This window comes from Bacteroidota bacterium (genome assembly GCA_016711505.1).
In the GTDB taxonomy this organism is placed as follows: Bacteria; Bacteroidota; Bacteroidia; order AKYH767-A; family 2013-40CM-41-45; genus JADKIH01.
The window spans coordinates 209,142-232,385 of sequence record JADJSV010000003.1 but is presented as its reverse complement, the minus strand read 5'-3'; the positions used below and the strand labels follow the sequence as shown (position 1 = coordinate 232,385).

Genomic DNA, 23,244 nt, shown 5'->3' with positions numbered 1-23,244 from the left:
AAAGCCTTGCCATCTACTCAACACCTATGAAAAAGCATTTTTTCCGGATCATATTTTTGATATTAACAGTCTTTGTAGTGAACGACATCAAAGCCGCTAATGTACTTGGTGGAGATACTGCATTTATCAGAACATATGGTGGAGTGAATTTTGAGGAGTTCAGAGACATTGTACAAACGCCTGACAGTGGTTTTTTAATGTGTGGAATTACGAATGGCTACGGTCAGGGGAGCAATGCAATATATGTTGTAAAGACAACAAAAACAGGAGAACACGAGTGGTCGAAAGCATTTGGTGGAGTTTCACCTGATCTTGCTTATTCTGTTGCTATCAATAATTCCGGGAATTATTTCATTGCTGGAACAAGCAGTTCGGGTGGCAATGGCGGATACGATGGTTATTTGATCTGTCTTGATGTATCAGGAACAATACTATGGGAGAAATATTATGGCGGAAGCGACTGGGATTTTATCTATTCAGTGGAAGTAATGCCTGATCAGAGTATCCTCCTTGCCGGAGAAAGTTATTCATTCAGTAATGGAGGAACTGATGCATGGGTTCTGCACTTGAATTCTTCCGGTGATACTACATGGACAAATAATTTCGGAAGTACGGGAAATGATGCCTTTAAAAATATTTGTCAGAGTCCTACAGCAATATATTTATCAGGATATATTGACAGCACAGATGCCGACGGTATGGATGGCTATCTGATAAAACTTGATCTTACAGGAAATTTTGTCTGGGAGAAAAGAGTTCATCTTCTTGGCCGAGACTTATTAAATGGTTGTACAATTGACCAATCAGGCGACCTGATCGCATATGGTTCTACAGCCCCATTCGACTCTACTAAAAATGATGCATTGGTTACTAAGCTTGACACTAACAGTACTGTGATCTGGTCGTATAACAGTGCAAGCGGAGAAGATGATGATGCTAAAAAAATCATTCCCATTTCTAACAATGAACTTTTTCTCATAGGACAAAAAAATCCAAGTGGAAATGGAGCGAAGAGTATTTTTATGACGAGGTATAACTCTTCAGGATTTTCAGTTAATGGCGGACAAAGTTTCGGAGGGCCTAATGATGAGGAAGGTTATAGCATGATCAACACAATTCAAGGTGGAGTTGCAATTGTTGGTTATACATCAAGCTATGGATTAGGAAATTCCGATGCATTGCTGGTCTATCTGAATTCGGATTCAAGTGTCACTGCTCCGGTTGTATATAGTTTAGTTTCATTTACAGAAACGCTATCACCAATTGGTATCGAAGAAACGAACGACGATCTGAATTTTTCAATTTATCCCAATCCGACGTCAGGAGTTGTTACAATTCAAATTAAAGACAAATCACCTCTTAGCAGAATTCTTGTGTATGATCTCATGGGAAAATGTGTAAATGAACTGAAAGATCTTTCAAATTCAGAAATAAATTTCGTATCGTTAACTGACAATTCGGAAGGCGTTTATTTTATTAAAATTGAATTTGAGAACGGTAGTAACAGATCCTTCCGGATTTTAAAAGTAAAATAGTTTACTGTTTCAATTTTTGAAAATATGCTAAAGTCTAAAAGCGAGTTAAAAATTATTAGCCTTTACATATTACTTTTTCAGTGCTTCTTTTCCTGGTCAATAAATTTTTCATGCCCGGAATTTTAGCTTCTGCGAACTTCCTTAACTGGGATGCTGAACATTATTCATGGATAAAAGATAATGGCTACGAAGGATTCCGTGTAGCATTTTTTCCATTGTTTCCATTTTTCTGGAAATTATTGAATGTCAGTCCGCCTTTAATTTCAATCATAAACGCATCGATCTTTTTTATTTCATTTTATATTCTTGCCAAGCAATTCAAACCAAGCGTTCCGGAATTAATTTTACTCCTAAGTATTCCGGGATGTATGTTTTTCTATCTACCCTATACTGAATCCATCTTCTTTGCTTGTTCAACTTTAATTCTGGTTGGCGTGAAACAACAAAAACTCGGATATATCCTAACGGGTTTGTTTTTCTGTACGCTTGCCCGGCCTGCATTTACAGTCTTTATCCCGGCATTGATCATTGTTGAATGTTTTAGTAATGGCTCAATGAAACAGATTCTTCAAAGAACAGGAATTTACTTATTGGTGTGTGGTGCAGGGATAGTAGTAGTAGGATTTGTTCAATTCAATGACACCGGAGAATGGTTTAAGTTCTTTGCTGCACAGAAAATGTGGGGCAATGAACTTCAGCTTCCTAAATTGCCTTTCACTTCCTGGGCCGGTGGATTAATTGTGCGTTTAGATGGTACTGCCATGTTAGTCGGATTAATTTCAGGTATATTACTATTGTTTTTTATGATCAGAAAAAGAGCCTCCGCAATAAAATTCTTTCCTCCGGAATTAATATTTTCTCTGGCCTATTTGTCAGGAATCACATTGTCTGTCATATTGTTCAGAGGGGGCAGTTTATTTAGTCTGAACAGATTTGTCCTGGCATCTGCTTTTATTTTTGTAGCAGTAGATTATTATCTGAAACAAGATTTTAAATTCAGCGTCAAACAAATTCTGATCTGTCTGCTGATCCTGATGATCTATTGGCTAAGTTTTGGGTCATATGTACATATACTGGCGCTTCTGAAATTTGCTTTGATTTCAATTTACCTGATGTTATTCATTTGTATAAAATCAGATAATAAATGGGCAAGCAACTATTCTTTGTTGCTTTTTTCTGCTATAAACTTCACTTTCCAGGGAATTTTCTTTTTTAGATTTCTGAATGGTGAATGGGTGGGCTAATACTTATAACGATTCATTATTGGTCATAAAAACCAAGGCAGGCTTACAAACAAAATTATTTTAAACTTTAAATTAATTTTCTATTTTTAACTTGGCTAAAAGATAATGATTGTGCATTTTAGTTTGATCATATTCAAAATTCTGTTCCATGAAAAAATATCTCCTTTTATTCTCGCTCTTACTATCGTGTTTTTACCTACAAGCTCAGATTCCGGCCTTTCAGTGGGCAAAGAGAGCCGGTAGCCTTGGACATGATTATCCAAGTTCAGTTACGACCGACAATGATGGGAATATATATGTCACCGGAAATTTTCAGGGCACTGTTGATTTTGATCCCAATGCAGGAGTCTACAATTTGACAGCGCCGGGAATTCCAGCTGACATTTTTGTTTTGAAACTAAATCCAAATGGAAATTTAGTTTGGGCAAGAAATATGGGCGGGATTGGCAATGACAATGGTAATTTTATTGCTGTAGATGCTAATCAAAATGTATATATCACAGGTGAATTTCAGGATATCGCAGACTTTGATCCTGATTCTGCAAACACGTATAATTTAACTTCAGCGAATGGAAGTCATGATGCTTTCGTTTGCAAATTGAATGCACAGGGAAATTTAAGTTGGGCAATTGCTTTAGGAAATACTTCCGACGATGTTGGCTATGGTATTGATCTGGATAAGGTCGGCAATGTATATACTACAGGTTTTTTCGAAGGCACTGTAGATTTTGATCAGGGACCGAATTCTTTTCCATTAACATCAGGAATTTTTGCTGATGCTTTCATTCTGAAAATGGATTCAGCAGGAAATTTTATCTGGGCAAAAAGTGTTGGTGGACTAGCTCTTGAAAGAGGGCGTTCAATCTCATTAAAAGAAGATGGATTTGTAAATGTGATGGGAGTTTTTCAAAACGATGGCGACTTTGATCCGGGACCGAATATTTATACAATGACTTCATTTGGTGTTTATGATATTTTCATGTTAAAGCTTGATACAGCAGGAAATTATATCTGGGCAAAACAGATTGGCGGACCGGACTATGAGGAAGCACACGAGATGGTTGCCGATTCATCAGGCAACACATACATAACAGGAACTTTTCAGGGAACATCTGATTTCGATCCGGGTACTGCAACATATAATCTCAGCGCCTATCAAAACACGGAAGACTTTTTTATAACCAAATTAAATTCAACCGGCGATTTGAATTGGGTAAAAGTGATTGGCGGAAGTGGTTCCGATCATGGTTATGGAATTGCTCTTGATCGTTACGGATATGTGTATTCAACCGGATATTCATTCGATACAACAGATTTCGATCCCGGTCCGAACGTTTACAATTTATTTCCTATCAGTAGTTGCACCTATATTAACATTCTCGATTCAGCAGGCAGCTTTGTATGGAGTGGAATGACAGATGGACAATATGCAGATATCGGTTATGATATTGCACTTGATCCCGGTTCAAATATATTTACGGTTGGAACATTCATGGACACATCTGATTTTGATCCGGGTGCAGGAGTTTTTAATATGGTAGCAAATGGGAATACTCACTTTGACATTTTTATCCAAAAAATGAAATCAATAGGCACAGGAATGAATAATGTCCAGACACATGACGGCATTTCAATTTTTCCAAATCCAAGTACGGGGAATTTAACTGTTGAAATGCCATCAAATCATTCTGAACAATATTCAATCATTGATTTATTGGGACAATGTGTTTTAAAAGGCAATACAACCGGCAAAATTCTAAATTTAAATTTAGAGTTTTTAAATGATGGAATTTACATCCTCCAAATCAGTAATCAATCTTATAAAATTGTAAAAAATTAATTCTTGGATTAAATAATCTATGAGATTAAAAAACACATTTTCATGTAGGTTGAATTATGATGTGTATTTCTAAAAATTCTAATTTTAGTTTATACTTGCAAAAACAATTGTACACCACACAAAAACAAAATTAAAATGAAAATTCTAAAGAAAATATTAATTGTAATAGCAATCATCATTGCAATACCATTAGTTGTTGCATTATTTGTCAAGAAAGATTATGCCGTTGAAAGAGAAATTGTGATAAACAAACCGAAGCAAGATGTATGGGAATATGTAAAGTATATTAAGAATCAGGATTACTACAGTAAATGGAATATGGCTGATCCCAATATGAAAAATCATATTCAGGAACAGACGGTACAGTTGGATTTATTTCTTCATGGGAAAGTACCGATGAAAATGTTGGAGTTGGAGAACAGGAAATATTAAAGATCACAGAAGGAGAGAGAATGGATGTTAAACTTCGCTTTAAAGTTCCATTTGAGGCTGAAGATGACGCCTACATGATCACTGAAAATGTTGACGGTTCTTCTACTAAAGTTAAATGGGGATTCTACGGCGCCTTTCCTTACCCAATGAATATTTTTAATCTGATAATGGATATGGACAAACAAATCGGCGGGGACCTGGAAATGGGGCTTAGGAATTTGAAGACGGTGATGGAGAAACCTTGATAAATAATAATTAGTGTCCGATAAAACATTTTCAATTGAAACTGAGTACTAACTTGAGGCCCATTACTTTCAATTTTTCTTTTTTTGTTTGGCCAAAAAAAGAAACAAAAAAAGGCCACCACGCGCACCAAATCATTTGAAATCTTCGATTATTGGTTACATCCCTGATTCAACTTTTCAAATGATTTCGCGCAGCGCGTGGACTCCTCGCACAAGAACTGCTTTATCTCTGATTCAAAAAGATGTATGTCAACAAAATGTGGGGGCTTGATAGAAATTTATTCTCCGAACAGTTGATTTAATATATAATTCTCAACTAATACTAACATATCAAGAAAGGTCATGGAGTACTTTGTGACCTTCTTTTTTTTGTTTGATTTTGAAGATTCTATTCCGGTCAAAATTCAATTTTCCTGTTTCATCATTGATTTTTCCCTGTTCATCAAGTTTCCTGAATATTCAATAAATGGAAATAGATATATCCTTAACTTGCATACGCAAAATTCAAATACATGAAAAACACTCTACTTTTTCTCTTCTTTGTTGTGACAGCAACATTTACAAAAAGTTCAGATGCTCAAAATTTCGACTGGGCATATACGACGGCTAAGCCATCGCTTACGCAAGCTATATCTATCCGGAAAGATCAGGCCAATAATTTCTATCTGGCGAGTCAAAGGGATTCTTCCGTTAATCACCTCTCTTCTGAAATTGAAAAAAGAGATGACGCTCAGACGCTTTTATGGAACAAAGTTTTTCCCGGCGATGTTATCATATCCGATCTTGAGTTATCGTCAACTGATCATGCTGTAATCATTGGATATTATATGGACAGTTTAGAAATTGACGGTACAACGATCCATTCAGGAATTTTTTCTTACAGTGGTTTCATTTGTGAATTTGATCAAGCCGGAACTTTACTCTGGCTTAATGATGTCAATCCTGTCCAAGACGATTTCCGTCCTTACGATCTTTACATTACACAAAACGGAAACATGTATATCACTTCTGAAATGAATGGAGCAGTAAATGATTTTACATCATTTCATCAACTAGACGCACAAGGTAATATAATCAAGAGTGAATTCAACAACAATACAGAAGCGAGAACAAATACAAACATCATTGCCGATGATGATGGAAATGTTTATTTAAGTGGCACATGCGGCAATTTTGCTGTGTTTGATTCCATACAGGCTAATCTCAATTTTTCATATCAGAATTTCGTAATGAAATACGACAGTACTTTTAAAGCATTGTGGTTTCATTCGAGAAACTATATAACGTTTGATCATAACAACAGTCTTCAACTAAACGGAAACTATGTGTATTGGGCCTTTGATGATTTTACAGATAATAGCGATACAGTCAAGATCATCAAAATTGACCTGAATGGAAATATAGACAGAGAGATAGTTGGTCCGATTGCTCAATCATTCTTCCCTTCCATTCAATTCAACATGGATCCTCAGGGGAACAGTGTAATGGCATTTGAAATTTATTCAAGACTTATTCTATTCAGATACGATCCATCCTTTAATATTACTTCGCAAGACACTATTTTAACAGGTGCTGCAAGTTTCCGGAATAGTTCCGATATAAAATGCTACGATTCGACGATGTACATAGCAGGATTATATTATTCTGACACCATGCAAATTGGAGCTTTCACATTGATCAATGCAAATCAAACAGCAAACTGGCCGACGGATATGTTTGTTTGTAAGTGGAGTCAGTCAGCGATTACATCGGTATCCGATTTAGAGAAATCAGAAAGCTTAGTGACAATTTATCCAAACCCGGCTACAGATAAAATTTCATTTAATTTTGATTTGAAAGAAAGTGAAGATTACAGAGTGAGGATCTTTGACAACCTGGGTAAGAATCTCATCGAGACAAAAGCAACTTCAAAAAGTATTGATGTGAGTTCGCTTTCGAATGGATTGTATTATATAGAATTGATTAGTGGAAAGCAGATGGTTAGAAATAGATTTATTAAACAATAGTAAATGTTGAATGATTACGCTTAAATATTTCCCGCAGATTTCCGCGGAAAAGGCGCAGATAAATTCGCAGATCTATTCGTTTCAATTTTTATGAAAAGTTCATACTCAAAATATAGTGATTCACGCGACAAATAATGTATTTAACCATTTGTTTGATTTCAGATAAAGGATAAAGTGCATCTTTACTTTCTATGAAAAGACATGTACGACTCCTGACAATTTTACTTCTATTATTAATCAACTTTAAAAAGTCTAATGCCGATACTTATGGAGCGTATGGAAATCTTGTTTATCGTGCGGACACTGTGGGAAATACAGTTTGGGTAAAGAACTTTAATGGGGAGATAATACAAACAACACCTACATATGGAAATGCAGTCTATGGATGTGTTTTTGATGGCCATTTTGTTTATGTTCTGAATATTCAACAAACGATACAATCTAGCCCTACACCGAGTTATTATGTGAGTATTGTGGTGTTAGACACAAACGGAAACACAATTACAACGCAAACCAGAATTGAATCTTCTGCAAATGGATATACATTAGGAAAAATGTTACCTTCATTTACGAGTGGGGCTTGGTACTATCAACGTCATGGTCCAGGTTTTACTCATATCCCATCTATTGTTAAGGTAGATAGTCTAGGGCGGGATGTTACTGTTGTAAGTGCATGGTTTACATCTGCGGCTGAAATTAAATGTTTTTTACCTCTAAAAGACTCAACATATTTAGTTGCTGTTAACGGCTATTCTACAAGTGGCCCTTCAACACAAACTGCTGCTTTTATAAAATTTGATGACAATGGAAATATTATCTGGGCATATTGTTACAATATTCCAAGTTTGAGCACCTTGGAATTTAAGTCATGTGTTAGTGATGAAGATGGGAATATTTATGCAATAGGAAAATATTGGGTATCAACTTCCAACTATCCAACTTTTGGATTAAAAGTAAATTCTAGTGGTGTTCCTATAATATTCAACACATGGACTTCAATAAACGGATCCATGGATCACACACTCAATTATCGAAACCGCGAGATCATTGATTTATATTTAGGAACAGAAATACATTTCGACACATTATTTGAAGACTCGTGTTTAATTTCAACACCACTTCAATGTACTTTTTCGGTAACCGCCACTTCGCCTTTATCTACAGGTGGATCTAATATCTCGTCCTTTTTTCCGTCAGATTCTTCATTTTTTTTGAATACAGTTACCTATCCTGAATATTGCTCTACGCTTTTAAATACTAATGAAATTGAACGCGACGAAATTTCTATTTTTCCAAATCCATCATCAGATAGAATTCAAATATTAAATAAAAGCAATAATACTCCACTAAAAGAAATAAAAGTATTTGATACAACAGGAAGGGAAGTTTATAGTAATTTTATATTTAAGGGGGAAACAATTGACATTTCAAAATTCAGCAATGGAATGTACTATCTGATTATGAAACGTGACAATAAATTGAAAACCATTAAATTCATAAAACAATAAATTTACATCGAAGCCTAAAAAATTTCCCGCAGATTTACGCAGATAAGGCGCAGATAAATTCGCAGATTTTTCGTTTCAAATTTCAATTAAATTTTAATATCAAAAAAAAATACAAGCAAAAATTCAACTTCGATCAAGCACAATACTCAACAGTAAGATCTGCGAATTTATCTGCGCCTTATCTGCGTAAATCTGCGGGAAATAAGAATACAAAAAAAAGGCAACCAACTCCCGTTGATTGCCTTTTGTATTTTAAGTCAGAGACTGATTACTCAGCTACAACTTCGAAGTTTACTTTTGCTTTCACATCTTTGTGAAGGTTCACCATTGCAGTGTACACTCCAAGTGTTTTGATGTGATCTGAGTCAAGGTGGATCTTTTACGATCTACTTCTACCCAAGTTTTGAAAGAGCATCAGCTAATTGAAGAGCGTTTACTGATCCGTAGATCTTTCCGCTTTCACCAACTTTAGCACCGATCTTAATGACCATAGCTTCAAGTTTCTTAGCTTGTTCTTCAGCGCCACCTTTGATTTTCTGTGCTTTGTGAGCACGTTGTTTCATAGTTTCAGCTAAAACTTTACGATTTTCTTCGTTAGCGATAATTGCAAGTCCATTTGGGATAAGGAAGTTACGAGCGTAACCCGGGCGCACCTTTACGATTTCGTCAGCATAGCCGAGGTTATCGAGATCTTGTTTTAAGATAATGTCCATGGTTCGTTCTCCTTATTTTAATAGATCAGATACATACGGCATCAAAGCAATGTGACGCGCGCGTTTAATAGCTTGTCCAACCTTACGCTGATATTTCAATGAAGTTCCTGTAAGGCGACGAGGTAAAACTTTACCTTGCTCGTTTACAAAACGTAACAAGAAGTTACCGTCTTTGTAATCGATGTATTTAATGCCGTTCTTTTTGAATCGGCAGTATTTCTTTTTTGACGTGTCAACCGCTGGCGGATTGAGGTAACGTACTTCGTTTGGTGCTGCCATCGTTTTTTCGTTTAAGCGACTTTTTCTTCTTCTTTTTTCAACGCAGCGTTCTTACGCTTTTTCTCGTTGTACGCAATTGCGTGTTTGTCCAACTTAACGGTGAGGAAGCGCATGATGCGTTCATCTCTCCGGAATTCTGTCTCAACTTTGTTGATCAGATCACCTTCAGATTTGAACTCTATCAGATAATAAAATCCCGTGTTTTTTTTCTGGATCGGGTAAGCCAGTTTGCGCAATCCCCAGTTGTTTTCATAAACAATTTCGGAACCGTTGTCGGTGAGGATTTTCTTGAATTTAGTCACAGTATCCATCATCTGTTCCTCCGAAAGAACAGGAGTCATGATAAACACTGTCTCGTACTGATTTGACATGTTTGTTTTTTTTACGGAGTTTTTATTTTGGGCTGCAAATGTAGATAATTTTCAGTCAAATACAAGATTTAAAACGAAAATCGATCAACTATTTTCTGTCAATACAAAATGGCAGATTTTTTCTCTAAGAAAGTGATAATTAATAGGGTAAATAACTTGACTTCAACCGACTTTGGCGTATCTTTACAGTCTCAATTTCCTTCCACATTTATGAACGGTCTTCTTCAGTTAAGTAATTGATTTTGAATAAAAGACCACAAAATCCCCGGAAAACCGCATGGTTAGCCGGATTGGGCCAATAGGCCCTAAACTTTTGTAAAAAACTATGGCTGTAAAGCTTAAAAATTATACTCTCGGACAATGGGTCGAAGGCGAAGGTCTTGGTACTCCTCTGTTTAATGCCATTACCGGCGAAGAACTTTTTACTTCGACCAGCAATGGACTGGACTTCGAAGCCATGCTTGAATATGGCCGAAAAGAAGCCGGCTACAAATTGCGTAAAATGACTTTTCATGAGCGTGCAAGAATGATCAAAGCACTTGCAATGCACTTAAATGAGAAGAAAAAGAACTTTTACGCTCTTTCGGGTGCTACGGGAGCAACAAAAGCTGATTCCTGGGTCGATATCGACGGCGGAATCGGAAATCTTTTTGTCATGGCTAGTAAAGGACGTCGTGAATTACCGGACGAATCTTTCTACGTCGACGGCAACATGGAAATGATTTCTAAGACAGGTTCATTTGTCGGTCATCATATATGCGTACCTTTAGAAGGAGTTGCAGTTCACATCAATGCCTTCAACTTTCCGGTTTGGGGAATGTTGGAGAAAATTGCAGTCAACCTTTTAGCTGGAGTACCGGCAATTGTTAAACCGGCAACTTCTACTTCTTACCTGACTGAATTAGTTGTAAAAGAAATTATCGATTCAAAAATACTTCCCGAAGGTTCACTACAGTTGATCTGTGGTAGCGTTGGGGATCTGTTCAAACATCTGACTTGTCAGGATGTAGTGACCTTCACAGGTTCTGCTAAGACAGGAAGAATGTTAAAGAGTTCACCGGAGATCATCAATAATTCGATCCGGTTCAACATGGAAGCAGATTCATTGAACTGTTCTATTCTTGGACCCGATGCAACTCCGGACACTGAAGAGTTCAAGTTGTTCATCAAAGAGGTAACTCGTGAGATGACTTCGAAAGCCGGACAAAAATGTACTGCAATCCGCAGAACAATTGTTCCGGAAAATATGACTGAAGCTGTTATAAAAGCTTTGTCAGAACGATTGAAAGGAAATGTAATTGGCGATCCTGCTGTTGAAGGTGTACGTATGGGACCATTGGCAAGTAAAGATCAGGTCAAAGACGTGAAAGAAAATGTTCGCCGCTTATTAAATGCCTGTGAAATGGTATACGGTGATTTAGATAAAGTAGATGTTGTAGGCGCAGATTCTGAAAGAGGTTCATTCATTTCATCGATGTTGCTTTATTGCAAAGATCCGATGAAACATTCTGAACCGCATTCAATAGAAGCGTTTGGTCCGGTGAATACTGTTATGCCTTACAGGTCTACTGAGGAAGCGATTGAGCTTGCAAGGATGGGCAAAGGAAGTCTGGTAGGATCGATTGTGACCGGTGATAACAATTTTGCCAAACAAGTCGTACTAGGCTCTGCTTCTATGCATGGGCGGATGGTCATCATCAATCAGGAATGTGCAGCAGAGTCGACCGGACATGGTTCACCACTTGCGCATTTGGTACATGGTGGTCCGGGACGTGCAGGTGGCGGCGAAGAGATGGGTGGAATTCGTGGTGTGCATCATTATATGCAGAGAACAGCTTTGCAGGGCTCCCCTACTACACTCACAAAGATTTTGAATACGTATCTGCCCGGAGCAGCGATGAAAGAAGATGTCATTCATCCGTTCCGCAAATACTTTGAAGAGATACAAGTTGGAGATACATTGATCACGCATAAAAGAACAGTAGGTGAAGCTGACATTGTCAACTTCGCAGGAATAAGTGGAGATTTCTTTTATGCACATATGGATGAAACTTCTCTTGAAGGTTCGATCTTCGAAAAACGTGTTGCTCACGGATACTTTGTGATCTCTGCAGCAGCGGGTTTATTTGTTGATCCGAAAAAAGGTCCGGTATTGGCAAATTACGGATTAGACAACTTACGATTTATACAACCGGTTTACATCGGCGATACTATACAGGTAAAACTGACTTGTCAGAGAAAGACAAAGAAAGACAAACGTGAAGGTCAACTTGATCAGGGCGTAGTTGAATGGTATGTGCAGGTAGTAAATCAAAAACAGGAAATTGTTGCATTGGAAACAGTGCTCACTCTTGTTGCATGCAAAGAACAACAAGCTTAGAAAATATTCAGTATCACAGTACAAAAAAAAATGTCCATGTTACTTTATGACACTCTTGACAGATTCGAAAAGAAATTCGGATACCTGAAGAAAAAAGGCCTTCGCATCAATGGATTGAAAATGATCGATCCAAAGAGAAAGAAGCATGTTATTGATGTAAGCCGTCCGCTTATATTCGATAACCGTTTACTACCGAAATCCTTTGAAGGATTAGAGGTGAAAGCCATTATTCACGGAGATCTGCCTACGGAATTCAAGATCGACAGAACGATTCCTGACTGGCAGAAAAAAGTTTACATCTGGGCACCGGAGCGCTTCGAAACTTTCGTTGATCGTTGTAGTGTTGAGATCAAAAAACAACTCGGTAATGTAAACATGTCGCGTGATGAAATGTTGTCTGCTCTTTGCTTCGGTGATTATGGAGCTCACAAAGAAAAAACGGATACGTTGATCGCTGAGGGGAAATTACCATCGTATACCTCTAATTAAACCTGGATTAAAGGATTAATTTGATTTCTCAGATCGTTGCTTAATAACAACGTAATTCTTTAGTTGAGAATTCCAAAAAAATAAAAAAGCCATCGCCTGATAAGGGGATGGCTTTTTTTGTGACCGCTATAATAAATTTTAAAGTTGAAAAAGCAGATTCTGATTTCGGAGAAAAACCTTTACTTAGCGGCAATAAGACTGGACAAAATTTTCTCATGACCGGATTCAACAGAGTTTATTTTATTGCATGCATACTTTTGCTTCTTCCGCTGCTTTATATAAATGTAAAGCCGTATCACGACTGGGGTGATGATTATGCTCAGTACATTTTGCAGGCAAGGAATATAGTAGAACAAAGACCACAGATCGACAACGGATTGGTTTTCGATAAGGTCGATGGAGATTTTGCTTTGCATGCATATCCGGCAGGATTTCCACTGATAATTTCTCCGGTATATTATTTTTTCAAATTATCAGTCAAGCCTTACCTGATTCTGATCTCCATATTCATGATCGGTCTTGGATTACTGATATTTAATTATTTTAAGAAATATTTTAGTCCGTTTATCTCTCTTACGTTAGTGATTTTCATTTTATATAATCACTATCTCCTTTTACTGAAAGACAGCATTCTCACCGATATTCCCTTCGTATTTTTTCTGTTTCTTCTGATTCAAATTGTCGAGCGAAAAAACAGGTCGGTTTTATTTTATGTTGTTTGTGGGTTACTGGCATCCTGGCTTACTTCTATCCGGTTTGTGGGAATTGCATCCCTAGCTGCACTGATTGCTGACATACTATTACATGGTCCGGATGGAGAACGCAAAGTGAGTTTTACTGTTTTTGAAAGGAAGCGGATCAAATCCGCAGCAATAGTAGTTTTGAGTGCCGGACTTTTCTTTTTTCTTTTCAACACGATTATTTTTCATGTTGAAATGAAATATTTCCTGGGCTTTTACTCTAATTCATTTGGCAAAGAATCGTCCGGCTTATTTATAAATGCAAAATATTATTATGATGTACTGGGCACAGCATTTTTCTTTCCGGGAAACTGGGACACGATGCCTTCGTGGTGGGTATTTTTAGCACTGGCTGGATGGGTTGTAAATCTGAGAAAAAAAGCAGGATTTACTGAATGGTTTTTCCTTTTCTACCTTCTAATGATTCTACTCTTCAACAGAAGCACAGGCGGTTTCAGATTTATTTTCCCGGTGTTTCCATTACTGATAAAATACACATTCGACATTATATTGCTACTTACAAGGTCATACAAAAGAATTTACAGTGATTCAATAACCCTTTCTGTTATTTTTATAACGATGACAGGTTATATTTTGCCATTCAATAGAACACTTGAAAAACAGAATGACATTCCTGACGGGCCATATAGGCCAACGTCACAGGAAATGCTGAATGTTGTAAAAGACAAAATTCCGGAAAACGAAGTCGTTGGTTTTATAAAAGCAATTGCACTCTCTTTGTACACAGATCATCCTGCTACCTATCTCATGACTGGACAATCGCCTGAACAAGTTGAAGCAATGTTTTTAAGGCTGCAAGTGAACTATCTGATTGGAACAAAGATCAAGAGTTATGATACTGATATTTTTGATCCTCGCTTAGATGTTTATCTTGAAAAGTATAGAAATAGTTACAATTTATTCTGGGAAAACGATGAATTTTTTATTCTGCAGAGATCAATCAAATAAAACCCGAATCTATCAGGAAGAAAATTAATTTTCGATTTTAATAAATTTAGCATTTGAAATTACTATTCCCTCTTTTTTGAATTGCAAAAAATATAATCCGGTCTTTAAATCCGATACATCAATCTCGCTCTCAGGATTCAAAATAAATTTTTTCAATGATTTCCCTGTTACATCGCACAAATCAACCCGGCAACCTGCTAAATTCTTATTGCTTAACTTCATGTAATTGGATACAGGATTTGGGTAAATCACTATTACTTCAAGAGGAATCTCATCCTGAGAATTAGTAAGGGAACTAAGTTGAATAATGTTTAACTGTGCTTCTTCCTGAAGGATGAATGCATCATCAAAATCATTTGCATAAAGCAAATTCAAATTATTGCCTGCATCAAAAAATTGTGCTACTGCAAAATCCGGAGTATTTCGAACATCGTCATAAATCAGTGAATCAATTGTATTTCCTGAATTTCTGTCAAGCCTTCTGCAGATAAGATCTTCATTTAAAATTGTATTGTTTAAATAGGAATTAAACAAAATAGGGTTTTCATTCTGATCAAATAAAACCGGAGATTGATTATAAATACCAACTGTTGACTGTCCCAATACTCTAACATATTCAAAAGAATAGTCAGTGCCGAATTGAAATAACTCCTCTTCTGTTTCAACATAATACTTATCTAAGGTGGGAGATTTACATAAATTTCTATAAAAGTAACCAGTCACAACTTCACCTGTGTAGATCAAATCGGAATACTCAAAAGAATTCATGTCAACAGACATAAAAGTTAAATCAGGCCATGGAAGCAGAGGCGTAAAAACTACTATTAAAGAATCGTCTTTCTGCAAACACTCATGAGAATATCCTAGTGATAGTGTACTATCCTTTGACTGTAGTAAATTTCCATTCAGCACTTCAATTCTTTTAAACACCAAAGATGAATGCGACCCATCCGGTTCGAAACCGACAACTGTCAGGTCACCCGAAGAATTAAAAAAGAGGTTTCTGTAAAGTCGATCCATCCGATCCTTGCCATAGCTAAAAACCCTTGCACTATAATCAGTTGTATTAAAATTAAATATCCTTAATGAATCTGAAAGTTGAGCAACATAATATGAAGTATCAGAACCGGGATAATTAAATAATCCCGTCATCTTATTTTGTAAATATGCTGTACCCAGGCGTGTTGAATTAATAAGATTGAAGTTATGATCAATGACATTGAAGATCAAAAATGAAGATCCATTTGCATCTGTAGTTGAAGTAACACTTACATACCCTTCCCTGCATTTTACAAAACTCCCGCCATAGTAAACGGGAGAAAAAACAGTATCGTTGGTAAAATCAAAATTGCTCAGGTCGGCACCTGTATTAGAACTGATGATCTTTACTTTCATTGAATCATCTTCAAAATAACCAACAATTATAGAATCATTTTCAACTACAACTCCCAATGGATATGAAAATGAATGCGGCCCAACTGAATCAAAACAACAAAAGTGGTTGATCCATGAAGGGCTCATTTGACCTGATACAGAAACCGAAAAAAGGAAGAAAAAGAAAAAGATGTTTTTTTTCATAACAGTAATTTTACTCCACAAGTTAAAAATAATTTCCTTTACTTCGCATAAGCAAAATCAAATTATGAGTTCAGGACAAGTAAACACGATAGTTAACGGCAAAATTGCCGAGATCACTTTTCATCATCCTCAAAGCAATTCCCTACCAGGAATGCTATTGATGCAGCTTGCCAGTGAAATTGAAAAAGCAGGCAATGATGAAAATACAACAGTCATCTTATTGAAAAGCGAAGGCGAGAAAACTTTCTGTGCGGGAGCTTCATTTGACGAGTTAGTTGCGATTGAAAATCTTGAACAAGGAAAAAAATTCTTCTCCGGTTTCGCTGCCGTCATTAATGCAATCAGAAAAGCTCCGAAGTTTGTAATAGCAAGAGTACAAGGCAAAGCTGTCGGCGGTGGTGTGGGAATTGCCTGTGCTGCTGATTACACTTTTGCGACAATGGCTGCATCAGTTAAATTAAGTGAGCTTGCAGTCGGTATCGGACCATTTGTGGTGGGTCCTGCAGTAGAAAGAAAGATCGGAAATTCAGCATTTAGTTCAATGTCTATAAATGCAACTGAATGGCAGGACGCTTCGTGGGCGAAAGAAAAAGGAATGTATGCTGAGGTCCATGAATCAATTGAAGGAATGGATCAATCAATTTCAAACCTGACAACAAAATTATCAAACAGCAATCCCGAAGCAATGAAAGAACTTAAAAAAGTTTTCTGGGAAGGCACGGAGAATTGGGATACATTACTTGTTGAACGAGCAGAGATCAGCGGAAAACTTGTATTGTCGGATTTTACCAGACAGTCGATTGCGAAGTTTAAACAGGGAGCGCGGTAGTTCAAGGTTCAAAGTTCAAAGTTCAAAGTTCAAAGTTAGCTTCGTAGCTGACTACGAAGCCAACTTTGAACTTTGAACTTTGAACCTTGAACTAAAAGGAATAAGTAATCCCCGCCAGCATATTAAACCTCTCTGACGGATAATCGTTCCAGTAATAATATCTGGCGAAACCAAGGTTATTGAAGTTAGCAAAGACAGATAATATCTTGGAATAACGATACTCGAGACCAAGATTTCCATCAACATACCCTTTTATACTTTTTTCACTGAAGCCATTTAATTCTTGAATTCTTACGTAGTAACTTCCCCGACCGAATAAAGCGCCATCGATATAGAGCTTGTCCCGAAGATTATACTTTGCACTGAATTTAACTTCAGTATTCGGATGATGCCATGCTTTCTGTGAAAAGTCAAGTGAATATTTATACTGATCAATATGAACAGATGCTTCAAACTTCTCACCGGCACGATAAGTTAATTCACCATGAATGTTTAACACTTTTCCATTTGTATAAAGTGTATTAAATTTATTTGAAGAAATGGAATCGTTGTAATATAATTGAAGTCTGTCAAACGAAGAATACTTTACAAATGCAAGAAACGACACACGCGAAGAGAAACTTCCATTCATCCCACCCTTTAGTTCGATCTTGTTAATTGTATTCATTGGCTGAACTGTTGAATTCACAAAAGGATTTTCCAGCGCCATCGTCAGGAAATTATTCTTAACCACTCCTCCACTTACATTTGCAAAGAGGTAGAAAATATTCTCAGCTATAGGCAAAGAGAAGTCAACTTTAGGAAAAAGATGAATCTCTGATTCCAGATTTTTCTCCAGTGCAAGATCAACTCCAAGATTCAGGCGGGCTTTCTCATTCTTCAACTGGATCATTGGAACAACATTTATGATGTGACGACTCAGATCAGTATTGCTGCTAAACAATTCATAATTTGCGCGTGATTTTTTGAAATAATCGAACGACAAGTCTGTCTTCAGATAGAAGCTTTCCATATCTTTTCCAACAAACCCATGAACCCTCACATCACTTTCATTCACTTCGTATTTATCATTTACCGAATTCCAGTCAATGCCTGCTGAATAATCTATTTTATCCCGTTTCAGGTAATTAGTTGCAAAATTTAATTTCAATCCGAAAATATTGAATCGCTGTGCGATCTGACTTTTATCGAGAATAGAGTCTTCACTATTGTAACCATAATAATGAACTGCATTCCGGTCGAAATTAAATTCGCCGGCGAATGTTTTATTATCCAGCATATACTTTCCATAAACACCACCATGATTCTTGCTGTAAGCAGCAGGACCTACACCTTTGAGCCCCGGTGAACCGGAATGATGTCCCAAAGCAAGTCCTAACGAACCTGTTTTAGATCGCAATGCATTCACATATAATTCACCATTATAGATCGAATAATTTCCAAGACCTAATTTGATATACGAACGATATAGTTTAGTCAGTGGTTCATCCTTGATCTTTACAGCTTTGATCGTACTCGTTTCATAGGATGTTTCAGCTTTCTGAGAACGAATTGAATATTTCATTTCCGGTGGGTTCGTAGAACTTGTATCACCTTCGGGAGAATCAGAGATCTTGGCAGATTCAGCTAAGATTGGACGGTAATCTTTAACAATGATATAAGTTTCATCACCAAGATCTTCTTTTGCATCTGAGGGCTTCTTCGGCTCGTCTGTACTTTGAGAAAACATACTGAAAGGCGAAACACAGAGTGCAGCTATCAAAAAATATTTATTCAATTTTTTCATCTTTATCGTATTACCTTTCATTATTTCTTATTATCAATTTCAGTTGAGTCTTCTACTGATTCATCATCGCGTAGTTTCTGATCCATTTCTTTACTCTTTTCCGGAACTGAAATAGCAGCAAGCTTTTCAGTAGCAATTGCCTTCAGATCGTCAGGATCATTTGCGTCCTTTTCGTAGTTGGCAATTATACTTTTGTAAGTTTCCTTTGCCTGGAAAGTATCGTTCTGTGCAACGTAATTGTCACCTAAAAGGATGAATCCTTTTGCAATCCAATAGTCATACGACGGAACCTGTTTCTGAATTTCAAAAATAAGTTTAGTAGATTCCTTGTAGTTTGCAGTATTGTATTCAATGGCTGCCAGCAGATACTTGCTTTCAGCGGTCATTTCACTGTTTGTACGTTTTGCTACAATTGATAATTCTGTTTTTGCAGAACCAAAATCCTTTTTCTCAAAATAAGAACGACCCATTACAAGATGCGCTTCATTGATGAGGTCTTTATCTGTGGTAGTTGAGTTTAGAATCTTTTGAGCAGCAGACGTTGCTTTTGCATTGTCAAACATCTTAGAAGCAGAACGCATCTGACCTGAATAAGACGCAAGAATATTTTCTTTGACTTCAGCAATTCCTTCCAGGGCTTCAAACTGAACAAAAGACCTTTCATAATTCTTAAGGCGATAGTTGATCACTGCAGCATTCAGCAACGACTTCTCTGTAATATTTGTCTTCGGCTGATCGACTACATATTCAAATCCCGGAAGTGCTTCCTGATATTTTTTTGCTTTGTAAAGGCAATCAGATTTATAATAGCTGGCATTTACTTTGAAAATTGCATTAGGGAATTTGGTCATGTACTTATCAAATTCACGGATGGCGATTTCGCAGTTTCCTTGTGTGTAAACCAATTCAGCAGCTTCATAAGTCAAAGAATCCTCTGCTGCTTCCGATACATCAGCATTCGGAACATTTTTTACATAGTTCAGGTAATCATCAACTTTGTTTTGCGACACGCTGATATTTTTGATCTGAACCAAAGCTTCGTGCGACTCAGAAGTATTTGGATACTTCTGTACGATGCGTTTATATGCAGCCATCGCTTTATCATCCTGTTTAGTGTTGTAATAAACCAATGCAGCACCAAGTTCAGCTTTTCTGAAATAGATTCCGTTTGGATATTCATTTATCACCCGGTTAAAATATTTCAGTGACAATTCAAAATTTCCTTGTGCCATACAAGCTTGTCCTGCTTCATACAATCCATCATCATAGTAAACTGACTTTGGATATTTTTCAAATAATTTCTGAAGTGTGTTTACCTTATCTGCGAACTTTCCCTGTATGCCTTGTATAGCAGCTTTCTGATACAAAGCATAATCGCTGGACTTTGCATTTGCAGCAATTGCCTGATTGTAGTAGTCCATTGCACTTGCCTGATCTTTTTGAATAAAGTAGCAATCCGCAAGACGCAAAGTTGCATCATTAAAACGGGAAACATCAGTACGCATTTTATCCTTCACATATTTCCTGAACGAATTCAATGCTTCAGGAAAGTTTTCCATTTTGTAATATGAGTATCCGATATTATAATTCGCAAGATTGTAGCGCTCGCTTTTCAATGCAGCAGGAGTAAGTAAGAACGCATTGTAAGCTTTGATTGCATCTTCGTAATCTTCCAGCTTATACTGAGCTTCTCCTGTCCAGTAATTCGCTTCAGCGACCAGGTTCTGGTCGTTAGGATATTGTTGAGATGCTTTGAAAAGCTGAATCGCTTCTTTCGTATTATTATCCATGAACAATTCAACTCCGCGATAGTAGCTTACTTTTTGATATGCCGTTTTTATATTCTGTGTTTTGTTTTTCACTCCATCCAGCGCGGTAATTGCATCTTTATAATTTCTGGTATTCATGTAGATCGTAATGAGCATTTCATTTGCCTGATCATTATATGCACTTTGCGGAAAATCTTTCATGAAATTTCTGAATGAGGCTAAAGCTACATCCTGAAAAGACAGTTCGTATGACAGTTTCGCAAAGTTGAATGCCGATTCTTCCTTGATAGCCATATCGAAATTCATTTTGGAAGCTGATTGAAAAGCAGTTCTTGCAGAACGTTTATTGTTCAGCTCCAACTGACAATCGGCAAGATGGTAATATGCATTCTGAGAAAGCGTATCATCAACACCAATCGCTTTCTGGAAATACGTTACTGCTTTTGTAAAGTCTTTAGTGCGATAGTAAGAAAATGCAAGAGCATAATAATCGCTGCGATTTACATTAGAGGAGTTTTTTTCCTAGACCAGTAAATAAGGAATGGCTTCTTTGTAACTTTCTTTCCTGTAGTAAGACTCTCCAACCATCCGGCCGATCTCAATTCCATTTTTTGTTGCAGAAGTATCCAGTACTGAAGGTGCATACTTTACAACTTCATCATATTTTTTCTGACGATAATAGATCTGTGTGATGTAATAAGGAGCAACAGGAGCAAAAGCTTCTGAGTCTTTCAGTTTAAGAAAGCTTTGCAAAGCGGTTTCGTAATTTTCACTCACAAAAGCAATGTGTGCATAGTAATACTGGGCAGCGCTGGCATATTTCGAGTTCCCGTCTTTCATCAGAAAAAAAGCTTTTGATGCTTTATCATATTCTGATGTCATGTAGTATGAATAACCGATCTTAAAATTTACCTCATCTTTTTTCTCTGCAGAAAGATCAGATTGATCAACCTTTGCCAGAAATTCAATTGCATTTTTATAACGCTTTAGCCGGTAGTAATAAATACCAAGATCATAAACTGCAGGCTGATAATTTGAACTTGCCGGATATTTTTCAATAAAGTCAAGCAACAGATACTCTGCATCTTTATTAAAAAGTTCAGAAGCACATTTTGCAGCGTAATAAGCGGAATTTGAAATAACGTCGTACGATAAATGTTCTTTCGACTGAAGTACATTCATGAAGAGCTTTTGTGCAGCGCCATATTTCTGTTTTTCTAACAGATCTAGTCCTTGCCGGTATTCTCTTTCTGGATCCTGATATATGGCTGTTTGCTGAGAAAACGCCTGAAGGGAAAGAAGTGTCAGCAGAACTAAAAAAATTCTTGTCATTGGTTGGAGGTAAATTTCGGTGTAAACGGTAATTCTTTCAAAATTATTGCAAACACCCGTCTACACTGGTTTTTCCATAGTGTAGTTACGAACATAGTTTTAAACACGAGCAACAATTTTAAAAAAGCAAAGTATAAGGTTGCTAACGTCAAATATTCCGAAAGAAACGATCAAATAAATCAAGTGTAGAATTTTCAACTCAAGTACAACGTTGTTCATCAACTACATACTTCATCATGAAAATTAAACTGAAATCCACTTTCAGGAGCAGATGATTACTACTCAGCATCGGACTTTCACAAAAAAACCAAAAAAATGAGACCAGGATTTAGAAACTTCGTACTTGTGATCAGCTTTTTAAGTTTGATCAGCTTCAGTTGTAAGAAGGAAAAAGAACAGGAAGTATTAGAATTTGACACTCAATCGGCACAGGACAATGCTCTGGCAGAAGGTGTTTTCAATGATGTGAACAATATCGCAAACCAGGCGATCAAGAATGGTTCAGGGGGCTTAACAACCTACCGTTTCACTGATCAGTCAGCTACATTTCTCAGTACCTGTGCAACAGTGACGATAACACAAGATTCAACCGTAACAGGTGGCCTGGCAAATGTGGACTTTGGAAGTACAAACTGCCTTTGTCTTGATGGACATTATCGTCGCGGTGTGATCAATTTCACATATACAGGTCAATATGGTGATTCAGGAACTGTCATTACGACCACTTTCGATAATTATTTTGTCGGAAAGGATACAACTCTGATGTTTGAAGTTACAGGATCAAAAACTGTAACTAATTTCGGAACAAACAATGCCGGTCATATCTATTTCGGAATTGATGTAGATGGACATATCATCGATTCACAGGGAAGAACGATGGACTGGACCTCTTCCCGTTTTCGCGAATGGATTGCAGGGGAATCAACATTGACATGGCTCGATGATGAATACCTGATTACAGGAAGTGCCAACGGAACTAATTTCGAAGGAAATTCATATACAATGAATATTACACATGCACTTGACATTGATTTTAGTTGTTACTGGATCAAGGAAGGTACATTTGACCTCACACCAAGTGGGAAAGCAACCAGAACATTTGACTACGGTTCGGGAGTTTGCGATAACCAGGCATCGGTTGCTGTAAACGGACAAACATTTCCGGTAACACTACGTTAATAAAACGGTTAAAGAAATTA

General features: G+C 37.0%; 16 protein-coding genes and 3 pseudogenes. 11 read left to right on the top strand and 8 right to left on the bottom strand.

Going from position 1 to position 23,244, the window contains the following annotated elements:
• Positions 1-26 precede the first annotated feature (26 nt).
• The 6 genes and pseudogenes from IPL24_06880 to IPL24_06855 all read left to right on the top strand — a co-directional run bounded on the left by IPL24_06880 (position 27) and on the right by IPL24_06855 (position 8,810).
• Positions 27-1,535 carry a T9SS type A sorting domain-containing protein gene (locus tag IPL24_06880; GenBank protein ID MBK8363408.1) on the top strand — a complete coding sequence of 503 codons (1,509 nt, stop codon included), beginning with the start codon at positions 27-29 and terminating at the stop codon, positions 1,533-1,535.
• Positions 1,536-1,645: 110 nt separating this feature from the next.
• Entirely contained in the window at positions 1,646-2,779 is a 1,134-nt protein-coding gene (locus IPL24_06875; GenBank protein MBK8363407.1) for a hypothetical protein, read from the top strand.
• Positions 2,780-2,927: 148 nt separating this feature from the next.
• Positions 2,928-4,619 (top strand): SBBP repeat-containing protein, encoded by a 1,692-nt coding sequence (locus tag IPL24_06870; GenBank protein MBK8363406.1) that lies wholly within the window; start codon positions 2,928-2,930, stop codon positions 4,617-4,619.
• A gap of 135 nt (positions 4,620-4,754) precedes the next feature.
• Positions 4,755-5,296, top strand: a pseudogene (locus tag IPL24_06865) (SRPBCC family protein).
• A 512-nt stretch (positions 5,297-5,808) separates the two neighbouring features.
• Entirely contained in the window at positions 5,809-7,302 is a 1,494-nt protein-coding gene (locus tag IPL24_06860) for a T9SS type A sorting domain-containing protein (protein ID MBK8363405.1), read from the top strand.
• Positions 7,303-7,493: 191 nt separating this feature from the next.
• Positions 7,494-8,810, top strand: coding sequence for a T9SS type A sorting domain-containing protein (locus tag IPL24_06855; protein ID MBK8363404.1), 1,317 nt, complete (start codon positions 7,494-7,496; stop codon positions 8,808-8,810).
• Between the two features lie 268 nt (positions 8,811-9,078).
• On the opposite strand, the pseudogene IPL24_06850 reads toward IPL24_06855, so the two are convergent.
• The 3 genes and pseudogenes from IPL24_06850 to IPL24_06840 form a co-directional block, all read right to left on the bottom strand.
• Positions 9,079-9,523 (bottom strand): annotated as a pseudogene (locus tag IPL24_06850) (50S ribosomal protein L9).
• A gap of 12 nt (positions 9,524-9,535) precedes the next feature.
• A complete protein-coding gene (locus IPL24_06845; protein ID MBK8363403.1) occupies positions 9,536-9,802 on the bottom strand; it encodes a 30S ribosomal protein S18 in 267 nt (88 codons plus the stop codon).
• Between the two features lie 11 nt (positions 9,803-9,813).
• The gene (locus tag IPL24_06840; GenBank protein MBK8363402.1) at positions 9,814-10,173 is read right to left on the bottom strand and encodes a 30S ribosomal protein S6; all 360 of its coding nucleotides are present in this window, start codon (positions 10,171-10,173) and stop codon (positions 9,814-9,816) included.
• 325 nt (positions 10,174-10,498) lie between these two features.
• On the opposite strand from IPL24_06840, the gene paaZ reads away from it, so the two are divergent.
• From paaZ to IPL24_06825, 3 genes are all read left to right on the top strand, one after another.
• On the top strand, positions 10,499-12,553 hold the full coding sequence (gene paaZ / locus IPL24_06835; GenBank protein ID MBK8363401.1) for a phenylacetic acid degradation bifunctional protein PaaZ: 2,055 nt from the start codon (positions 10,499-10,501) through the stop codon (positions 12,551-12,553).
• Positions 12,554-12,583: 30 nt separating this feature from the next.
• Complete coding sequence (locus IPL24_06830; protein ID MBK8363400.1) at positions 12,584-13,042, top strand: hypothetical protein; 459 nt, start codon at positions 12,584-12,586, stop codon at positions 13,040-13,042.
• Positions 13,043-13,257: 215 nt separating this feature from the next.
• Positions 13,258-14,751 (top strand): hypothetical protein, encoded by a 1,494-nt coding sequence (locus IPL24_06825; GenBank protein MBK8363399.1) that lies wholly within the window; start codon positions 13,258-13,260, stop codon positions 14,749-14,751.
• 24 nt (positions 14,752-14,775) lie between these two features.
• On the opposite strand, the gene IPL24_06820 is transcribed toward IPL24_06825, so the two are convergent.
• Positions 14,776-16,329, bottom strand: coding sequence for a T9SS type A sorting domain-containing protein (locus IPL24_06820; protein MBK8363398.1), 1,554 nt, complete (start codon positions 16,327-16,329; stop codon positions 14,776-14,778).
• A 64-nt stretch (positions 16,330-16,393) separates the two neighbouring features.
• Between IPL24_06820 and IPL24_06815 the strand changes: the two genes are divergently transcribed.
• Positions 16,394-17,158, top strand: a complete 765-nt coding sequence (locus IPL24_06815) for an enoyl-CoA hydratase/isomerase family protein (GenBank protein MBK8363397.1) — start codon at positions 16,394-16,396, stop codon at positions 17,156-17,158.
• Positions 17,159-17,249: 91 nt separating this feature from the next.
• On the opposite strand, the gene IPL24_06810 is transcribed toward IPL24_06815, so the two are convergent.
• The 4 genes and pseudogenes from IPL24_06810 to IPL24_06795 form a co-directional block, all read right to left on the bottom strand.
• Positions 17,250-18,935, bottom strand: a complete 1,686-nt coding sequence (locus IPL24_06810; GenBank protein ID MBK8363396.1) for a TonB-dependent receptor — start codon at positions 18,933-18,935, stop codon at positions 17,250-17,252.
• Positions 18,936-18,964: 29 nt separating this feature from the next.
• Complete coding sequence (locus tag IPL24_06805; protein MBK8363395.1) at positions 18,965-21,019, bottom strand: tetratricopeptide repeat protein; 2,055 nt, start codon at positions 21,017-21,019, stop codon at positions 18,965-18,967.
• Positions 21,020-21,025: 6 nt separating this feature from the next.
• A pseudogene (locus IPL24_06800) lies at positions 21,026-21,214 on the bottom strand (tetratricopeptide repeat protein).
• A gap of 21 nt (positions 21,215-21,235) precedes the next feature.
• Complete coding sequence (locus tag IPL24_06795; protein MBK8363394.1) at positions 21,236-22,045, bottom strand: hypothetical protein; 810 nt, start codon at positions 22,043-22,045, stop codon at positions 21,236-21,238.
• Between the two features lie 315 nt (positions 22,046-22,360).
• Here IPL24_06795 and IPL24_06790 point away from each other — a divergent pair, with 315 nt between their 5' ends.
• Entirely contained in the window at positions 22,361-23,224 is an 864-nt protein-coding gene (locus IPL24_06790; protein MBK8363393.1) for a hypothetical protein, read from the top strand.
• Positions 23,225-23,244: the final 20 nt, after the last annotated feature.